Origin of the sequence: Pseudoduganella sp. RAF53_2, from assembly GCF_052113985.1 — a bacterium.
Taxonomy (GTDB): domain Bacteria; phylum Pseudomonadota; class Gammaproteobacteria; order Burkholderiales; family Burkholderiaceae_D; genus Rugamonas.
On the sequence record NZ_JBFRDW010000006.1, the window covers coordinates 1 to 16,555 of the forward strand.

The 16,555-nt window shown below is 62.1% G+C and carries 13 protein-coding genes; 5 read left to right on the top strand and 8 right to left on the bottom strand.

What is annotated here, in order from left to right; all coding sequences use genetic code 11:
• Positions 1–63: 63 nt before the first annotated feature.
• Together AB4Z11_RS00810 and AB4Z11_RS00815 are read left to right on the top strand one after the other, a co-directional pair.
• Complete coding sequence (locus AB4Z11_RS00810) at positions 64–1,464, top strand: DUF1800 domain-containing protein (RefSeq protein WP_442021949.1); 1,401 nt, start codon at positions 64–66, stop codon at positions 1,462–1,464.
• A gap of 4 nt (positions 1,465–1,468) precedes the next feature.
• Entirely contained in the window at positions 1,469–2,713 is a 1,245-nt protein-coding gene (locus tag AB4Z11_RS00815; protein WP_442021951.1) for a DUF1501 domain-containing protein, read from the top strand.
• A gap of 193 nt (positions 2,714–2,906) precedes the next feature.
• Here the strand turns inward: AB4Z11_RS00815 and AB4Z11_RS00820 are convergent, their stop codons facing one another.
• The 8 genes from AB4Z11_RS00820 to AB4Z11_RS00855 all read right to left on the bottom strand — a co-directional run bounded on the left by AB4Z11_RS00820 (position 2,907) and on the right by AB4Z11_RS00855 (position 12,634).
• The gene (locus AB4Z11_RS00820) at positions 2,907–3,719 is read right to left on the bottom strand and encodes a response regulator (RefSeq protein WP_442021953.1); all 813 of its coding nucleotides are present in this window, start codon (positions 3,717–3,719) and stop codon (positions 2,907–2,909) included.
• A 22-nt stretch (positions 3,720–3,741) separates the two neighbouring features.
• The gene (locus AB4Z11_RS00825; RefSeq protein WP_442021955.1) at positions 3,742–5,100 is read right to left on the bottom strand and encodes a hybrid sensor histidine kinase/response regulator; all 1,359 of its coding nucleotides are present in this window, start codon (positions 5,098–5,100) and stop codon (positions 3,742–3,744) included.
• Positions 5,101–5,194: 94 nt separating this feature from the next.
• A complete protein-coding gene (locus AB4Z11_RS00830) occupies positions 5,195–5,917 on the bottom strand; it encodes a 2OG-Fe dioxygenase family protein (RefSeq protein WP_442021957.1) in 723 nt (240 codons plus the stop codon).
• A 20-nt stretch (positions 5,918–5,937) separates the two neighbouring features.
• On the bottom strand, positions 5,938–7,917 hold the full coding sequence (locus AB4Z11_RS00835) for a TonB-dependent receptor (protein WP_442021959.1): 1,980 nt from the start codon (positions 7,915–7,917) through the stop codon (positions 5,938–5,940).
• 103 nt (positions 7,918–8,020) lie between these two features.
• Positions 8,021–8,494, bottom strand: coding sequence for a DUF6702 family protein (locus AB4Z11_RS00840; protein WP_442021961.1), 474 nt, complete (start codon positions 8,492–8,494; stop codon positions 8,021–8,023).
• On the bottom strand, positions 8,494–10,872 hold the full coding sequence (locus AB4Z11_RS00845) for a M1 family metallopeptidase (RefSeq protein WP_442021963.1): 2,379 nt from the start codon (positions 10,870–10,872) through the stop codon (positions 8,494–8,496). The genes AB4Z11_RS00840 and AB4Z11_RS00845 overlap by 1 nt, the downstream gene beginning before the upstream one ends.
• A 216-nt stretch (positions 10,873–11,088) precedes the next feature.
• A complete protein-coding gene (locus tag AB4Z11_RS00850; protein ID WP_442021965.1) occupies positions 11,089–12,096 on the bottom strand; it encodes an alpha/beta hydrolase in 1,008 nt (335 codons plus the stop codon).
• Between the two features lie 79 nt (positions 12,097–12,175).
• Positions 12,176–12,634, bottom strand: a complete 459-nt coding sequence (locus AB4Z11_RS00855) for a MarR family winged helix-turn-helix transcriptional regulator (RefSeq protein ID WP_442021967.1) — start codon at positions 12,632–12,634, stop codon at positions 12,176–12,178.
• Positions 12,635–12,765: 131 nt separating this feature from the next.
• Here AB4Z11_RS00855 and AB4Z11_RS00860 point away from each other — a divergent pair, with 131 nt between their 5' ends.
• From AB4Z11_RS00860 to AB4Z11_RS00870, 3 genes are all read left to right on the top strand, one after another.
• Entirely contained in the window at positions 12,766–13,077 is a 312-nt protein-coding gene (locus AB4Z11_RS00860; RefSeq protein ID WP_442021969.1) for a hypothetical protein, read from the top strand.
• A 66-nt stretch (positions 13,078–13,143) separates the two neighbouring features.
• Complete coding sequence (locus AB4Z11_RS00865) at positions 13,144–14,229, top strand: HD-GYP domain-containing protein (protein ID WP_442021973.1); 1,086 nt, start codon at positions 13,144–13,146, stop codon at positions 14,227–14,229.
• Between the two features lie 12 nt (positions 14,230–14,241).
• A complete protein-coding gene (locus tag AB4Z11_RS00870) occupies positions 14,242–16,554 on the top strand; it encodes a sensor histidine kinase (RefSeq protein WP_442021975.1) in 2,313 nt (770 codons plus the stop codon).
• Position 16,555: the final 1 nt, after the last annotated feature.

Below are 16,555 nucleotides of genomic sequence, written 5' to 3' on the forward strand. Positions count from 1 at the left end.
GTCTTTGGCAGCACGCAACAGCCGGGGTATAAAGAAAACACCGAATAAACTGGGGAAAACATCATGGAACGCTGGATTCTGGCCGCCGCGATCGGCGCGTCGGCGGTGCTGCTGCCGGCTGCGCAGGCCGAGCCGCTGAAGGGCGAACAGGCCGCCCTGCATGTGCTGAACCGCCTGGCGTATGGCCCAAGGCCTGGCGATATCGAGCGCGTGGCGCAGATCGGCGTGCAGCGCTACATCGATGAGCAATTGAATCCGCCGCCGCTGCCGGCCGCGCTGGCGCAGCGCCTCGACGGGCTGCAAACTCAGAAGCTGACGGCGGGCCAGGCGCTGGAGGAATTCCAGGAAGTGCGGGCCGAGGCCAAGAAGGACAAGGACGAGGCCAAGGACATGCGGCGCGAGACGATCGGCAAGCTGGCCGCCGAAACCGCCGAGGCCCGCCTGTTACGCGCCATCGAGAGTCCGCGCCAGCTGGAAGAGGTGATGGTCGATTTCTGGTTCAATCACTTCAACGTATTCCAGGGCAAGGGCCAGGACCGCGTGCTCATTTCCAGTTATGAGCGCGATGCGGTCCGCCCACACGTCTTCGGCAAGTTCCGCGACCTGCTGGAGGCGACAGCCAAGCATCCGGCCATGCTGTTCTACCTTGATAACTGGGTGTCCAAAGCCGGTGGCCTGAACGAARACTATGCCCGCGAGCTGATGGAGCTGCACACGCTGGGCGTGGACAATGGCTATACCCAGAAGGACGTCACCGAGCTGGCGCGCATGCTGACCGGCTGGACTTACGCGCCGCGCCGCCTGGTCAACCGCAATGAGACATTCGTGTTCGATCCGAAGCGCCACGACAATGGCCAGAAGGTCTGGCTTGGGCTGCCGGTGAAAGCGCGCGGCGAAGCGGAAGGCGAATATGCGCTGGACGTGCTGGCCGTGCATCCCGCCACGGCGCGTCATATCAGCACCCAGCTGGCGCAATACTTTGTGGCCGACGTGCCGCCGCAGGCACTGGTCGAGCGCATGGCAGCCACCTGGCGCGACACGGGCGGCGATATCCGCGCCGTGCTGCGCACCATGTTCACCAGCCCTGAGTTCATGGATTCGGCGGTGGCCGGCGCCAAGTTCAAGACGCCATACCAGTTTGTGGTGTCCGCCGCGCGCGCCAGCGGCGCGCCTGTGACGGACGTGAAGCCGCTGCTGGGCACGCTGAACCGCCTCGGCCAGCCACTGTATGGCTGCCAGACGCCGGACGGCTACAAGAATACGCAGGATGCCTGGCTCAATCCCGACGCGCTGAGCCGCCGCATCGCCTTTGCCACTTCGCTGGCGCCGAACACCGATCCGCAGATGGTGCAGACGGCGCTGGGCGCATGCGTGTCGCCGCGTACCGCTGCGATGGTGGCATCCAGCCCCGACAAACTGCGCGCCGCCATGCTGCTGGGCGGACCCGATTTCATGCAGAGGTAATCATATGGACCGCCGATACTTCCTGAATACCCTGGCCGCAGGCGCTGGCCTGATGGTGCCGCTGGGCCGCAGCGCCTGGGCCGCGACCATGGCTGATAAATCCGCTCCCACCCAGCGCAAACTGATTGTCGTCATGCTGCGCGGTGCGGTGGACGGCATGAACGTGGTGGCGCCGGTGGCCGATCCCGAATATGCACGCCTGCGTCCGAATATCGCTTTGGCGCATGCGGGCTCCGAGGGTGGTGCGCTGGATCTCGATGGCTACTTCGGCCTGCATCCCGCCCTGGCGCCGCTGATGCCGCTGTGGCAGCAGAAGAAGCTGGCCTTCGTCCACGCCAGCGGTTCGCCGGACGCCAGCCGCTCGCACTTCGACGCGCAGGACTATATGGAGTCCGCCACGCCGGGCGTGAAGAGCACGCAGGATGGCTGGATGAACCGTCTGCTGGCGCAGTTGCCGGGCGAGTCTACGCCGACCCGCGCTCTGAGCATCGGGCCTGTGATGCCGCGCATCCTCAGCGGGCATGCGGCCGCAATGAATCTGGCCAATGGCGCGGCGGGCGTGAAGAATAATGTGCTGGACCGCCCGGCGCTGGCCAATGCTTTCGACCAGCTGTATATGGGCCACGAACGCTTCGGCAAGGCTTATCTCGATGGCCGCGATGCGCATCGCGAAGTGATGGTCGCTGCGACCAATAATCCGATGATGGCCGAGATGCAGATGGCCGATGGCGGTGCGCCGCTGCCCAACGGCTTCCYGGATGACGCCTCGCGCCTCGCCACGCTGATGCGCAACGATCCCAATATCCAGCTGGCTTTCTTTGCTCTGGGCGGCTGGGATACGCACGCTAACCAGGGCGCTGGTTCCGGCCAGCTGGCGAATCGCCTGGCGCCGCTGGGGCAGGGCCTGGCCGTGCTGGCGCAGCGCCTTGGGCCGATGTTCGACGATACGGTGATCGTGGTGATGTCCGAATTCGGCCGCACTGCGCGCGAGAACGGCAACAAGGGCACGGACCACGGCCACGGTAACGCGATGTGGCTGCTGGGCGGTAAGGTCAACGGCGGCAAAGTCCACGGCGACTGGCGCGGCCTGGCCGACAACCAGCTCAACGAAGGCCGCGATTTGCCTGTGACGACCGATTTCCGGCGCGTGCTGGCGCAGGTCGGGGAGCGTCACCTGCGGCTGTCCGACGCGGCACTCGGCAAGAGCTTCCCCAGCCTGCCATCCGGCGCGCCGCTCAACCTTATTTGAACCCACGGCGCAAAACCTGGTGGCTGCCACATCGTGGCAGCCACCTGCTGTCTGCCGTGGGTTTAAAAAAAAGCCCGCGGCGCTTTTAGCGCGGCGGGCTAAGTCCAAATGTTCTGTGAACGCTTGGAGGAGACGTTTCCAATATAGTACCGGGTATGTTGCACTGCAATACCGTAGAACTACTGTATCGCTCCTACTGCACCAGAGAAGATTCGATGGCGGCGACCAATTGCTGTGGTTCGATTGGGTGAGAGAGCAGCAGAGGAGATTTCCCACGGCCATTACTCAGTTGTGAAACATCGTCATCATCATCCGGACGGATCACAATGACCGGCGCCGCGGGAACTTTGTGCAGCGCATCGGCGAGGAAGGAAGTGCGTCCATCTTCGTACAACCCCAGATCGCACAGCACCAGATCGAAGGCTTGCTGGGCCACCGCCTGCACCTGGTCCGGTGTCGTCGCGATCGTCACCCCATAACCGGTATGGGCCAGGATGCTGGCTGCCAGGCCGGCATTTTCCGGCGCGGCATCCAATAAAAGAATGTTTGCACGTGGACGCGCACCATTGTGCGTGGCGGAGGGCGCCGGCGCAGTAGCGCCATCGTTCAAGCCGGGCGCGCTGACCGACGAGCGCAAGGCCGCCGGCAGCCAGGCCTCCAAAGAGGGCAGCAGCACGTCCGGTTCCAGCGATTTGGGCAAACAGCCGCTGAACCCTGCGCGGCGCAGGGACGCGCAGCCGTCCGTCACCGGCACCGCGCTGGCCGCGAGAATCGGGATGTCGCGCGTGACGGGATCGGCGCGCAATGCGGCCAGCACGCCATAGCCATCGAGGCGCGGCAAATGCAGATCGCACAGAATCAGGTCCGGACGCTCCTCTCGGGCCATCACCACACCGCGCTCGCCGTCGAAGGCTTGCAACGGCACGTGGCCGAAGGCCGACAGCAAGTACACCAGCAAATCCATATTGGCCTGGTTGTCTTCGATAATCAGGATGCGTGCCGCCATCTTGCCTCCGCCGCGCGGGCGCTCAATGCTGCTGTTTGGATTTGAGGGCCAGGGTGAAGGTGCTGCCCTTGCCGAAATCGCTGCTGAAGAACAGGGAGCCGCCCAGCAGGTTGGCGAGATTCTGGCTTAAGTACAGCCCAAGTCCGGCGCCCTCGGCATGGCGGGTCGAGGTCGCATCGAGCTGGGAGAAAGCCTGGAACAGCTTGGCCTGGTCCTCTTCGCGGATGCCCTGGCCACTGTCGGCCACGCTGAATTCCGTGATCACGGCGCCATCATCATGACGCTGCTTCAGGCTCAGTTTGACCTGGCCTTTTTCCGTGAACTTGATGGCGTTGTTGGCGAGGTTGATCAGGATCTGGGTCAGGGCGCGGCGGTCGGTGTTCAGGTTGATCGGCTCGGACACCATTTCCACTTCCAGACTCAGGCCTTTTTGCGCGGCCAGTGGACGCAGTGTGTCCGCTACCTCGTTCATCAGGGACTGTGCCTGCACCGGCTCCAGCGACAAGGTCACCTTGCCGGCTTCGATCTTGGCCACATCGAGAATATCGTTAATCAGCGAGAGCAGATGGCGCGCGCTGGACCGGATGGTGGTCAGCTGACGGTCCTGTTCATCGGTCAGCGGGCCGGGAAGCTTCATCAGCAGTGCACCGGTAAAGCCGATGATGGCGTTCAACGGCGTGCGCAGTTCGTGCGACATATTGGCGATGAAGGCCGACTTCATGCGGCTCGCTTCCGCCAGCTCCAGGTTCTTCATCGCGATTTCGCGGTTGATGGTTTCCAGCTCGCCGGCGTGATGGGCCAGACGCATATTCAGCTCGATCACCTGGCGCTCGCGCGCCTGCAGCTCGCTGTTCACCTGCACGGCCTGTTCGTAGGTCGAGATCAGCAGGTCAAGGATCTGCTGGCGTTCCGCGTTGATGAAGTGCTTCTGGTCGCCCAGATAGAGGGCGATGCCGACCTCCATGCTGGAGTTCTTGCGCAGCTTCTGATTCACCAGCATCTGTCCGATGCGGTTCAGCAGATAGTCTTCCGCATACGGTTTACGGATAAAGTTATCGGCGCCGCATTCGATGCCGCGGATGATGTCTTTGGGGTCAGTCAGCGAGGTCACCAGAATTACCGGGATATCGCGCATCTTCGGGTCGGACTTGATGGCGCGGCATAACTCGTAGCCGTCCATTTCGGGCATCACAATGTCGGACAGGACCAGGTGAGGCTTGCGTTCGCGGATCTCGGCCAGCGCGTATTTGCCGTTGGCGGCCACGCGGGCGCCATAGCGCATGGACTGGATCAGGCGGCGCAGTCGCTCGGCCTGGGTCGGGCTGTCCTCGACGATGAGGATCTCAATCTCATCTGGGGCTATCTCGTAGGTCGAGTCCACTCACCACCTCCATGCTGGTTGGATGGTGAGACTATACCGGATTCTTGCCTCTTGCGGAGCAGCTACGGCGGATCGATGATCCGCCCTACGAGGCTCAGTCACCCTGGAAGCTGTTGGCGCGGTATGTGAGGACCAGCGTATCTCTGTGGCCATGGGCCGCCAGCGGCTGAATCGGAGTGGATTCATGGATAACAGTTGCGTCATCGAGCAGCAGCAGGGTCCACGGCTCGGTCATGGTGAAGCGCTTGCCGTTAGGGCCATCGGCTTCAAAGATGCGTGTCTCGCCGCCCTTGATGCCCTCGCGGCCGATCAGGATCACTGCGACCCAATCGACGCCATCGCGATGCGCGCCTTCCGGCGTCGGGCGGCCGATGCCGTCCGTGGTATCGATGCGGAACTGGTGGGTTTCAACAAACCATGGATGCGTGCCACGCACCTTGGTGCACTCGCGGCCCAGCGCCGTCACCAGTTTCTGCCAACCCGCCTGCGCCACGGTTGATGCTTCAACCGGCTCGAACATGCGGCGCATGCCGCCGTGCAGGGCGTTGTATTCGACCGGTTGCCAGTGGGCGCGGTGTGCGGTTTGCGTGAGCGTGTCGCCATCCTGTACGAAGCAGGAGTGGCGGCGGCGGCGATAGCGGCCGCCGTCTTTCAGGTAATTGTCCGGCGCCAGCTGGTCCCAGCTTGGCTTGAGTGCATCCAGGTCGGCCAGGGTGCAGCCGGCCAGCGTGGCCACATCGGCAGGCGAGAGCAGGGCATAACCGGCATCGCGCAAGGAGGCGGTCAGCTCCGCCAGCGGGGTGAAGATAGGTGTCATCCACCTATTGTACGACGCACTCAGAATGTGTGTGTGAGGCTCACCCGGAAGGACCGCGACTCCAGCGGGTGGAAGTGGATGTCGTCATGCGCTTCGGCTTCATTGCGCAGGCGCGAGGTGTAGAAGTAGTCGATCGCCGAATCGCGGCGGTTGGCGAGGTTGAAACCTTCCAGTTCGACTTGCGTGGCCTTGCTGAATTTATAGGCGATGCGGCCGTTCAGCGTGGCGCTGCCTTTCGATCGCACGCTATTGTCTTCGATGAGTGGACGCGGGCCGAAATAGCGCAGGCGCAGGGCGCCGGACCACGGGCCTTGCGGCGTGATGGTCAGCGCCAGTTGGGCTACACCTTCCACTGCGCCGGGAATGTAGTCGCCCTCCGCTGCGCGCTCGCGGTAGCGTCCGCGTGCGTAGGCGAGATCGGCGTCGAAGGACAGCCATTTGAGCGGCTTCCAATAGTTGGAGAATTCAATGCCGTAGCGCCGGCTCGGGCGGCCAGCTTCCGTGGTGCCGGCATCGCCGAGGAAGACCAGTTCCGAATCGAAGTCCAGACGGTACAGCGATACCACGGTTTGCAGGCCCTTGATTGCCTCGCTGCGCATGCCCAGTTCAAAGCCGCGCGAGCGCGCCAGCGGCGTGGCGGGATCGGTCCTGGCGACCACGCCGCGCGCATCGTTGCTGTGGAAGCCGCTGCCTGCGTTGGCGTAGAACTCGGTGTTGGCCCACGGTCCGAAGATGAAGTTCAGGCTGGGGCTGAGCATCGTGTCGCTTGCCGCGCCGCTGTTCTCAACTTCGTTTGACTTGACGCGGAAGCGGTAATGGTCGGCGCGCACGCCGCCCATCATACGCACGGTTGGCGTCAGGCGGATCTGCTGTTCGATGTAGAGCGCCACGCTGGACTCGGTGATGTGGTCTTCGCGCGTGACCTCCAGCGTCTGCCGCGCCTTGGTGTGCTGCAGGCCGTTGAAGATATTGTCGTTCTGCGCCTGCAGGCCGATGGTGGTCTGCCAGGCCATGTCTTCCTCATGGCCGTGAATGGTGTGGCTGGCGTTCAGGCCACTGGTCACGCGGCGGTCCGGCTGGGCGAACTGGTCGCCATTGACCGGATCATCGAGGAAGTAGGTGAAGTCCGAAAACAGCGACAGGCGGTTGTTGATCACGTAGGCGTTGGCCTGCGTGTTGCTTTCATCGCTGGTGCGGCGCCAGTTGGCGGACAGGCTGTAACGGCGAGCGCTGCCGCCGTCGGTGGGATCGATGGCGTCGAAGCGGCCCAGTGAACCATCCTGCACGGCGCGCAGCGGGATCTGGTCGGTCGAGTTCCAGTCTCCACGGTAGGCCATGGCCGTGATGCTGTAGCCGTTGTTGGCATATCCCTGGCTATAGCGCAGCACGGCGTTCAGCTTGCGGTAATTGTCGCCATTCGTGAAAGGACCGTCGTTGTGCAGGGCTTCCAGCGCGTACAGCAGGCTGCCATCACCTTGCTCCTGCGATCCTGCAACGAGGCCGCGGGCGTAGCCGTTCTGGCCACCCGTGATGCTGACCTCATTGCGGATCAGCCGGTTGGCATAGACCAGCGAAGTCGCGCCGGCCGATGCGAAGTCGCCTTCAGCGGCGGAGTAGGGGCCTTTCTTGTAATCGAGCCGGGCTGCCAGTTCGGGTATGACGAAATTCAGATCGGTCCAGCCCTGGCCATGCGCGTGGCTGCGCTCATTGACCGGCATCCCGTCCACGGTGGTGCGCAGGTCGGTGCCGTGATCGAGGTTGAAGCCGCGCAGGTAGAACTGATTGGCTTTGCCTTCGCCGCTGTGCTGGCTGACCACCAGGCCTGGCGTGGCCTCCAGCAGCTCGCCGGGACGATACACGGTGCGCGCATCCAGCTGGCTTTGCGAGACGGTGCCGGCGCTGGCCGAGTCGGCGATGCCGATCTGGCTGGCGCGCGAGCCTTCGACCAAGACGCGCTGCAGGAAAGGATCGTCGGCATGTGCTGGCGCGCAGGCCAGCATCAGGCAAGTCCAAACTACCGGGGCAGGCCCGGAGCGGCGGACCCGGGTGCGCGGCTGTCCCTGGCCCGGGTCTGACCCTTTGGGTCTGACCCCGGGGTTAGGGTCAAGGCAGCTGCTGCTCATTGCGCTGCGTGGTAAAGACGAGCGTTTGTCCGTCGAAGTTGACGGTATTGACCTGAGTAGGCAGGAAGTCGCTCATCACCGCGTCGCGCAGCACAGCGCCGTGCGGCAGTGGCGTCTTTTCGATTTCCTGATAGACGATGATGTTATCAGCCTTGGCATCGACGCCTACCCATTGCACGGGCAGGCGCTTGCCGTTGGCGGTGATGCTGAACTGTTTTTCGATATAGCGTCGGAACACGGCCTGATCCTCCTCCAGTCCAAGATCGAAAGGACGCTGATAGAGATTCATCAGCAGCGCTTCCACATCATGTGCCGTGTAAGTATGGACGATTTCCGTGCTGCCCGTATGGGCATTGAAACTGATTTCGGTCAAGCCCATGTGATAATTGTGGGCCTGTGCGGCGGCGCCGAAGGAAATCAGCGCCGCCACGAGGACGGCTTTGAAAAGACGCATTACTTCTGATCGAGTTCGGCCTTGGCTTTGGTGTCCTTGCCGTTCTTCAGGGGAGTATTAAAGTCCTTCATCATATCATCCGGACGCTTGGCCTTGAACAGCTCCACGCGCGACGGGGTCACGCGGCGCGGCCAGGCGTTGTTGCTCTGGTCGATATCCGCGGTTTCCCAGCGCGGGTCCTGCACCATGGACACCATCGGCTCGTCGGTCACGATCAGTTTCGTGATCTTCTTAGGCGAATAGCGCCACACTTCGGCTGGAATGCGCTCGATGTACTTCTTGCCCGATTTCAGTTCGATCTCCAGGATCAGCGGCGTGACCAGGCCGCCGAGGTTGGAGAAGTCGACCAGGTACAGGTGCTTACCCTGGGCCAGCAGGTCTTTCTCCCACTGTTCCATGTCGTCCATCTTCTCGGCGTACTTGTTGCGGTCCTTGTTGGTGACCGTGAAGTCGTCGTGCTCGTTGTAGAAGTCCTTCAGCTCAGGATGCGCGTCAACGCGGCGCGGCAGGGTGCCCTTGTTGCGCTCATCGGTGATGCTGATCGGCTCTTCATCATGGCGCGCCTTCTTCCATGCTTTCTCCGTTTCCGGATTCATGGTGCCGACGCCGTACTCGGTGATGCCGTCGATGCTCACGTCCACCGCGTCGGTGGTGTAGAACCAGCCGCGCCAGAACCAGTCAAGGTCGGTGCCGGAAGCGTCTTCCATGGTGCGGAAGAAGTCAGCCGGAGTCGGGCGCTTGAACTTCCAGCGGCGTGCATATTCGCGGAAGGCGTAGTCGAACAGTTCGCGGCCCAGGATGGTTTCGCGCAGGATGTTCAGCGCGGTCGCAGGCTTGGCGTAAGCGTTGTTACCGAACTGGATGACCGACTCGGAGTTGGTCATGATCGGCACCTGGTTCTTGGAACGCATGTACTCCACGATATTGCGTGGATCGCCGCGGGTGGCAGGGTAGTTCTCTTCCCATGCCTGCTCGGCCAGGTACTGCACGAAGGTGTTCAGGCCCTCGTCCATCCAGGTCCACTGGCGCTCGTCGCTGTTGACGATCATCGGGAAGTAGTTGTGGCCCACTTCGTGGATCACCACGCCGACCAGGCCGTACTTGGCGCGCTTGGAATAGGTGATCTCGCCGGTCTTCTTATCCTTGGTAGGACGAGGACCGTTAAACGAAATCATCGGATACTCCATGCCCCCCACTGGACCGTTCACCGAAATCGCGGTCGGATATGGATAGTCGAAGCTGTACTTGTTGTACTCGTTGATGGTGTGGATGATGGCCTGGGTGGAGAACTTCTCCCACAGCGGATTGCCTTCCTTCGGATAGAAGGACATCGCCATCACATTGGTGCCATCCTTCTTGAAGCCCTGTGCATCCCAGATGAACTTACGCGAAGACGCCCATGCGAAGTCGCGCACATTCTTGGCCTTGAAGTGCCAGGTCTTGGTGGCTTTGCTGACCGACTTCTCGGCCGCTTCAGCTTCCGACTGGGTGACGATGACCACCGGCTTGTCCGAAGTGCGGGCCTTGGCCAGGCGATCGCGCTGGGCCGCGCTCAGCACATCGTTCGGATTCTGCAGCTCGCCGGTAGCGGCCACCACGTGGTCGGCCGGTACGGTAACGCTCACATCGTAGTCGCCGAATTCCAGCGTGAATTCGCCGGAGCCCAGGAACTGCTTATGCTGCCAGCCGGTAACGTCGTAGTAGGCGGCCATGCGCGGGAACCACTGGGCCACTTCGAACAGCGTGTTCTTGTCTTCCTCGAAGTATTCGTAGCCGGAGCGGCCGCCGAGCACCTTCTGCTCATTGATCTTGTAGTTCCAGTCCACGCCGAAGACGAAGCGCTCGCCCGGCTTCAGCGGAGTAGGCAGGTCGATGCGCATCATGGTGCGGTTGATGGTGTACTTCAGGGCGCCGCCGCTGGCGTTCTTCACCGCGGTGATCTTGAAGCCGCCGTCGAAGTCGCGCGTGAGAATATTGCGCATGCCTTCGAACTTCATGCCTTCTTCTTCCGTGCGCGCCTTGGCCCATGCTTCGCGCGAAGGCGCGGTCATCATCATGCGGGCATCGGAATCGGGCTTGAAGATATTCTGGTCAAGCTGGACCCACAGGTAGGTCAGCGTGTCGGGCGAATTGTTGTGGTAAGTGATGGTTTCCGTGCCGGTGATGGCGCGGTTGGCCTCATCGAGCGAGGCGCGGATGGTGTAGTCCGCGCGCTGCTGCCAGTAAGCGTGGCCAGGCGCGCCGGAAGCGGTGCGGTACTGGTTGGCGGTCGGCAGAATTTCGTCGAGCTGGCGGAATTTATCGTCAAACGGATCGGCTGCGGTGGCTGCGGAAGCGGCGAACCACAAAGCCGCCAAACTGAAAAGCGTGCGCTTCATTGAATCCCCTTATTTGTCCCATTGTTATAAGAAAATGCCGGGGTATTCTACGACTAGCTCAGGCGCTGGCCGATCAATTCATTTGTAAAAATCCTGATACATGGCAACTGTCCGCGGACGTCCGCCCGGACAGTGCTTGGGGTCAGGCGCTAAATGCGACATGGGCTCGCTTGGCAAGCGGGCTCATGTTGCATTTGGCGCCTGACCCCAAAAAAGTTATTTCAGGCGGTAGGCGAGTTCGGTGCCGACGGCGCGCAGGGCGCCTTGGACGGCGGGGACTTTGGCCAGCGGATTCAGTAGGCCGTAGTCGTGGATCATGCCGTTGTAGCGCGTTGCCGTAACTTCAACACCAGCCGCCGACAGCTTGCGGGCGTAGGCTTCACCTTCGTCACGCAGCACGTCGAACTCGGCAGTCTGCACCAGCGCCGGTGGCAGGCCTTTCAGCTGTTCCACGGATGCCTGCAGCGGCGAGGCGTAGATTTCCTTGCGCGCCGATGCATCGGTGGTGTACGCATCCCAGAACCATTTCATCGCGTTGCGGGTGAGGAAATAGCCGCTCTGGAATTGCTGGTAGGAGCCGGTTTCGAAGGCGGCGTCGGTCACAGGCCACAGCAGGATCTGGGCGCGCAATTTCGGGCCGTGCTCGTTCTTGGCTTTCAGCGCCACCACCGCTGCCATATTGCCGCCGACGCTGTTGCCGGCCACGGCCAGACGGGCGCCGTCAACATTGATTTCTTTGCCATGCGCAGCCACCCACTTGGTCGCGCCGTAAGCCTGGTTGATTGCTACRCCATAGCCCGCTTCAGGGGACGGGGTGTAGTCGACAAAGACCGCTGCTGCGCCGGAGTCCACCACCAGGTCGCGCACCAGCCGCTCATGGGTGGGGAAATCGCCCAGAATCCAGCCGCCGCCGTGGAAGAACATGAACACCGGCAGAGTGCCCTTGGCGCCAGCCGGACGCACAATGTGCAGCTTCACATCCTTGCCATCTACTTTAATAGTCTTCTCGGAGACATCCGCCTTCGGCAGCTTGGCGCCTTTCTGTGCGCCCACCAGTACCTGGCGCGCGTCCTGCGGCGTCAGGGTTTCCAGGCCAGGCGCGTTTTCGATCGCTTTCAGGAAGCCGGCAGTGGTCGGTTCCACGCCGGTCAGGTCAGCGGCAAAAGCGCCGGTCACGGAAACGGTCAGGGCAGAGGCAACGGCGAAGGTTTTCAGGCTTTTCATTTTGAGCTCCTTGAGATTGTTTGCTATTAAATAGTGCACTACTTATTTGGGACGCCTTAACGGCGCGAAACATGCTGCGTCAGACATTCTTCATCAGGTTGTCACGCAGGCCGCCCAGTTCGTTTTTCAGGCGGACCACAGTGTCCAGGTTGCAGCCACTTGCGTTGAGTACGCACTCGGGCAGAGCGGCAGCCTCATCGCTCATCGCCCGGCCCTGCGGCGTGAGCGAGATGATGACCTGGCGCTCATCGTCCGGGCAACGGTTTCGGCTGATCAGCTCGGCTTGCTCCATCCGCTTCAGGAGCGGAGTGAGGGTGGCCGAATCGAGGAACAGCTTTTCGCCCAGCGCGGACACGGTCTGCTCATCCTGCTCCCACAGCACCATCATGACGAGGTACTGCGAGTAGGTCAGCCCCAGCTTGCGCAGGAGCTTACGGTAGAGCTTGTTCATGGCCAGCGAGGTCGAGTACAGCGCAAAGCACAGCTGCTGGTCGAGCCGCGGTACCTGATGCAGAGGATTGTGTGTCTTGGTGTCCATGGAAAGCAGTATATATAGTGTGCGATCTAATTGCAAGCTATTTCTCCCGGGACCGTTTTCGCTTGCGTCATGTGGCCGATTTGGCTATGGTTAAAGTGCCCGCACGCGCGTAGGGCACAAAGGGGATGAGAATGAATCAGGCGGATCACTTTTACACGCCGGGCAAGCCCGTGCCAGATCAACGCGGAGCAGCGCCCAGTCTCTTTCTCGTCGAGATGGACCCACAATCTGTTGTAGATGGGGTTCGCTATGACGACAACTACCTTGCCGAGGATGTAACAGCCTGCGGCACCATGCGCGAGACCTGCCCCGTATGCGAAGAGGGCCATCTGCAACTTGTGTTGCGTCAAAAAAACGTCCGCGTTGCGCACTTGTTCTGCATTGAGTGCACACGTTGCTTCGGCGCCTTCCTTTCCGACGGCTCGCCAGCACTTGCTGACTGACTATCAGGCTTTTCCTACGGTATCATTCAGCTGAGTGCGGCCGCCGGCCGCAAGGAGACGCTGTCAATGAATGCCAAGACGAAGCCGGTCATCCTGATCGCCGACGCTTCCGCGGAAAACCTGGTTCGCCTGAACGCTCTGCTTCAGGACCACTATGAAACACGGCTGGCCGATGATGGGCCGGCCGCTTTGCGCCTGGCGCAGGTGCTGCCGCGACCCGATCTGGTGCTGGCGGACGTCGATATCGGCGGCGCCCAGCTTTGCCAGCAACTGCGCGCCAATCCGGATACCGCCGCCATCCCGCTGATCATCGTGGTCGGCCGCGATGATGATGCGCATCGCCAGGACATGATGTGCGAAGGCRCCGCCGATGTGGTCACCCGCCCCATCGTGGCGGAAGTGCTGCTGTCGCGCGTGGCCAGCCAGCTGGAACTGAAGCAGGCGCGCGAGCTGCTGTCGCGCCAGGGCCGCCACCTGGAGCAGCTGGTGGCTGAGCGCACCCGCGAGCTGGCGCAACTGGCCGATGCTGCCGTGTGGGCGCTGGCCAGTCTGGCGGAAAAGCGCCATGGAAAAACCGACAGTCATTTGTCGCGTGTGCAGCATTACGTGGAAGCGCTGGCGCGCGGCCTGCAGGCCCACCCGCGTTTCGCCCATGAGTTGAAGGAAGAGCACATTCCGCTGCTGTTCAAGGCGGCGCCGCTGCACGATATCGGCAAGGTCGCCGTGCCGGACGCCATCCTGAACAAGCCGGACAAGCTCACACCCGAAGAATTCGAGGTGATGAAGCAGCACACGGTGCACGGCCGCGATGCCATCGATAGCGTGGCGCAGCGCTTTGGCGCCAGCTCCACTTTCCTGCGCTTCGCGCGCGAGATCACGTATTCGCACCAGGAGCGCTACGACGGTTCGGGTTATCCGGAGGGCCTGGCCGGCGAGGCGATTCCCGTTTCCGCGCGCCTGCTGGCAGTGGCCGACGTGTACGACGCGCTGATTTCCAGGCGTGTCTATAAGCCAGCCTTCACGCACGAGACGGCGATCGAGCTGATTCGGCAGGGCAGCGGCGAGCATTTCGATCCCGATGTGGTGGATGCAATGCTGGCGATCGAGGAGCAGTTCATGGACATTGCAGCGCGCTTTCCCGATCCCAGCTAGCGGAGCCCCTTCATGCGCATCCACGGTTACCTGGCCTTCATAGTCGGTATCTGCATCACGGTGTGGGTGTGCATGTTTGTGACGAACCAGCAGGACCGCGAGTCCGCAGCGGCCTTCCAGCGCGACACCGAGAAAGTCGCGCGCGACACCGAGCAGCGCCTGAAGACTTATTTCGATACGCTGCTCAGCATCAAAGGCATCTACGCCATCGACCAGGAAGTCACGCGCCTGGAATTCAGCCGCTATGTGCGCGAGCTTGATGTAAGGCGGCGCTATCCGGGCTTCCAGGCCATCCAGTTTGTGCGCCGCATCCCTTCCTCGAATCTTGAACGCTACGCCGACAGCGTGCGGCGCGACGACAGTCTGCAGCGCGGCGGCTACCCGGACTTCAAGATTCATCCCGCCTCGGTGCGCGATGAACACTTCATCATCGAATACAACGAACCAATGCGCGGCAATGAGAATGCCTTCGGGCTCGATCTCGCCGCACTGCCGCCGCATCTGCAGGCGCTGCGCCTGGGCATGGACAGCGGCCGCCTGGTGGCGACCGAACGTATCACGCTAGTGCAGGACAACACCGGCCAGCCCGGTTTCGTGGCGCGTGCGCCGGTTTATCGCCGCGGTGTTCCGCTGACCACAGCGGAGGAGCGCCACGAAGCGCTGGTCGGCTTTGTCGCCATTGTGTTCCGCGTGCACGATCTGATGGAAGAAGTGATCGATAGCCCGCTGCTGAAGCATCTCTACGTGCGTATCAACGATACCGGCTATATGAGCGACGCCAATCCGCAGCCGCCGTCGCTGGATAACCTGATGTTCGACAGCGCGGGCAAAGTTGGCGGCAAGGGGCGCCAGCCTACGCTGGATGGCCTGTCGCGCAGCATCGCGCTGGATGTGGGCGAGCGCCGCTGGGTGATGCAATTCAATGGCCACTCCGGCGCGCGCTATGGCCGCGACACCACGCTGATCGCGCTGATCGGTGGTGCAGGCTTTGTAATCAGCGCGCTGATTGGCGCACTGATCATGACCTTGCAGCGCCGCCGCGCACTGGCCGACGCCTTGCGCGTAACGCTGGACGAGCAACGCGCGCTGCAGGATAGCGCCGTCGTCGGCATCGGTTTGTTCGCCAATGGTGTGATCGTGCGCTGCAACCGCGGTCTGGAAGAGTTGATGGGTTATCTTCCCGGCGCGTTGACGGGCGAGCGCTGTACGATTCTTGTGCGGCCCGGCGAACCCGATCCCTTCCACTTCATGACCGAAAATAATCAGGCCCACTTCGAGCTGGAGCTGCGCCGCATGGATGGTTCGCGCTGCTGGTGCATGGTCAATGGGCGCTTGCTGGACAAGGCCGATGCGGGCAAGGGTGCGGTGTGGGTGATCAATGACATCAGTGACCGCAAGCGCACCGAAGCGGATCTGATGGATGCCAAGTACGGCCTGGAACGCAGCTTGAAGGAGCTGGCGCTGCAAAAGAATAACGTGGAAGTGGCGCACAAGGATTTGTCGGCCGTGCTGCAAACCTTGCAGCAGGCGCAGGCCACGCTGATCACGTCCGAGAAGATGGCTTCGCTGGGCGCGCTGGTGGCCGGCATTGCGCATGAATTGAATACGCCGATCGGCAACAGCCTGCTGACATCGACGGCGCTGAACGATATGGTGGTGGACTTCGAACGCCAGCTGGTGGAGGCGGGCGGTGTACGCCGCTCCACGCTGGAATCCCATCTGCGCGATGCAAAGCTGGCCTGCTCCATCATCGCCGGTTCGCTGCGCCGTGCGGCGGACCTGATCAACTCTTTCAAGCAGGTGGCGGTGGATCAGACTTCCGACCAGCGCCGCAGCTTCAATCTGTGCGCCGTGCTGCACGATACCCTGGCCACTTACGCGGCCCAGCTGCGGCGGGCGAATTGCGAAGTGAAGGTGGAGATGCCGGAGAGTGTGACTTGCCTGTCCTATCCCGGCAGCGTGGGGCAGGTGCTCAGTAATCTGATCAACAACGCCATGCTGCACGCCTTTGAAGGCCGCGAGCGCGGGACGATTACGATTTCCATCCGTGAGCTGCCTGACAACACCGTTCAATTGCGCTTCCGCGACGACGGCGTAGGCATGAACACCAAGGTGCTGCGCCAGATTTACGATCCGTTCTTCACCACCAAGATGGGGCAGGGCGGTTCGGGACTGGGCATGAATATCGTCTACAACCTGGTGACGGGCGTACTGCACGGCCGGATCGACATCGAATCGAAGCCGGGCGAAGGCACGCTGGTCATCCTCACGCTCCCGCGGACGGTGCCGGAACGTGAGGACGAAGAGAGCACTGCGACGGCCTAGC

Coding starts and splice junctions, on each gene's coding strand:
- AB4Z11_RS00835 (WP_442021959.1), bottom strand. CDS start 7,917: ATGCTGGCCTGCGCGCCAGCACATGCCGACGATCCTTTCCTGCAGCGC.
- AB4Z11_RS00840 (WP_442021961.1), bottom strand. CDS start 8,494: ATGCGTCTTTTCAAAGCCGTCCTCGTGGCGGCGCTGATTTCCTTCGGC.
- AB4Z11_RS00830 (WP_442021957.1), bottom strand. CDS start 5,917: ATGACACCTATCTTCACCCCGCTGGCGGAGCTGACCGCCTCCTTGCGC.
- AB4Z11_RS00820 (WP_442021953.1), bottom strand. CDS start 3,719: ATGGCGGCACGCATCCTGATTATCGAAGACAACCAGGCCAATATGGAT.
- AB4Z11_RS00870 (WP_442021975.1), top strand. CDS start 14,242: ATGCGCATCCACGGTTACCTGGCCTTCATAGTCGGTATCTGCATCACG.
- AB4Z11_RS00845 (WP_442021963.1), bottom strand. CDS start 10,872: ATGAAGCGCACGCTTTTCAGTTTGGCGGCTTTGTGGTTCGCCGCTTCC.
- AB4Z11_RS00855 (WP_442021967.1), bottom strand. CDS start 12,634: ATGGACACCAAGACACACAATCCTCTGCATCAGGTACCGCGGCTCGAC.
- AB4Z11_RS00860 (WP_442021969.1), top strand. CDS start 12,766: ATGAATCAGGCGGATCACTTTTACACGCCGGGCAAGCCCGTGCCAGAT.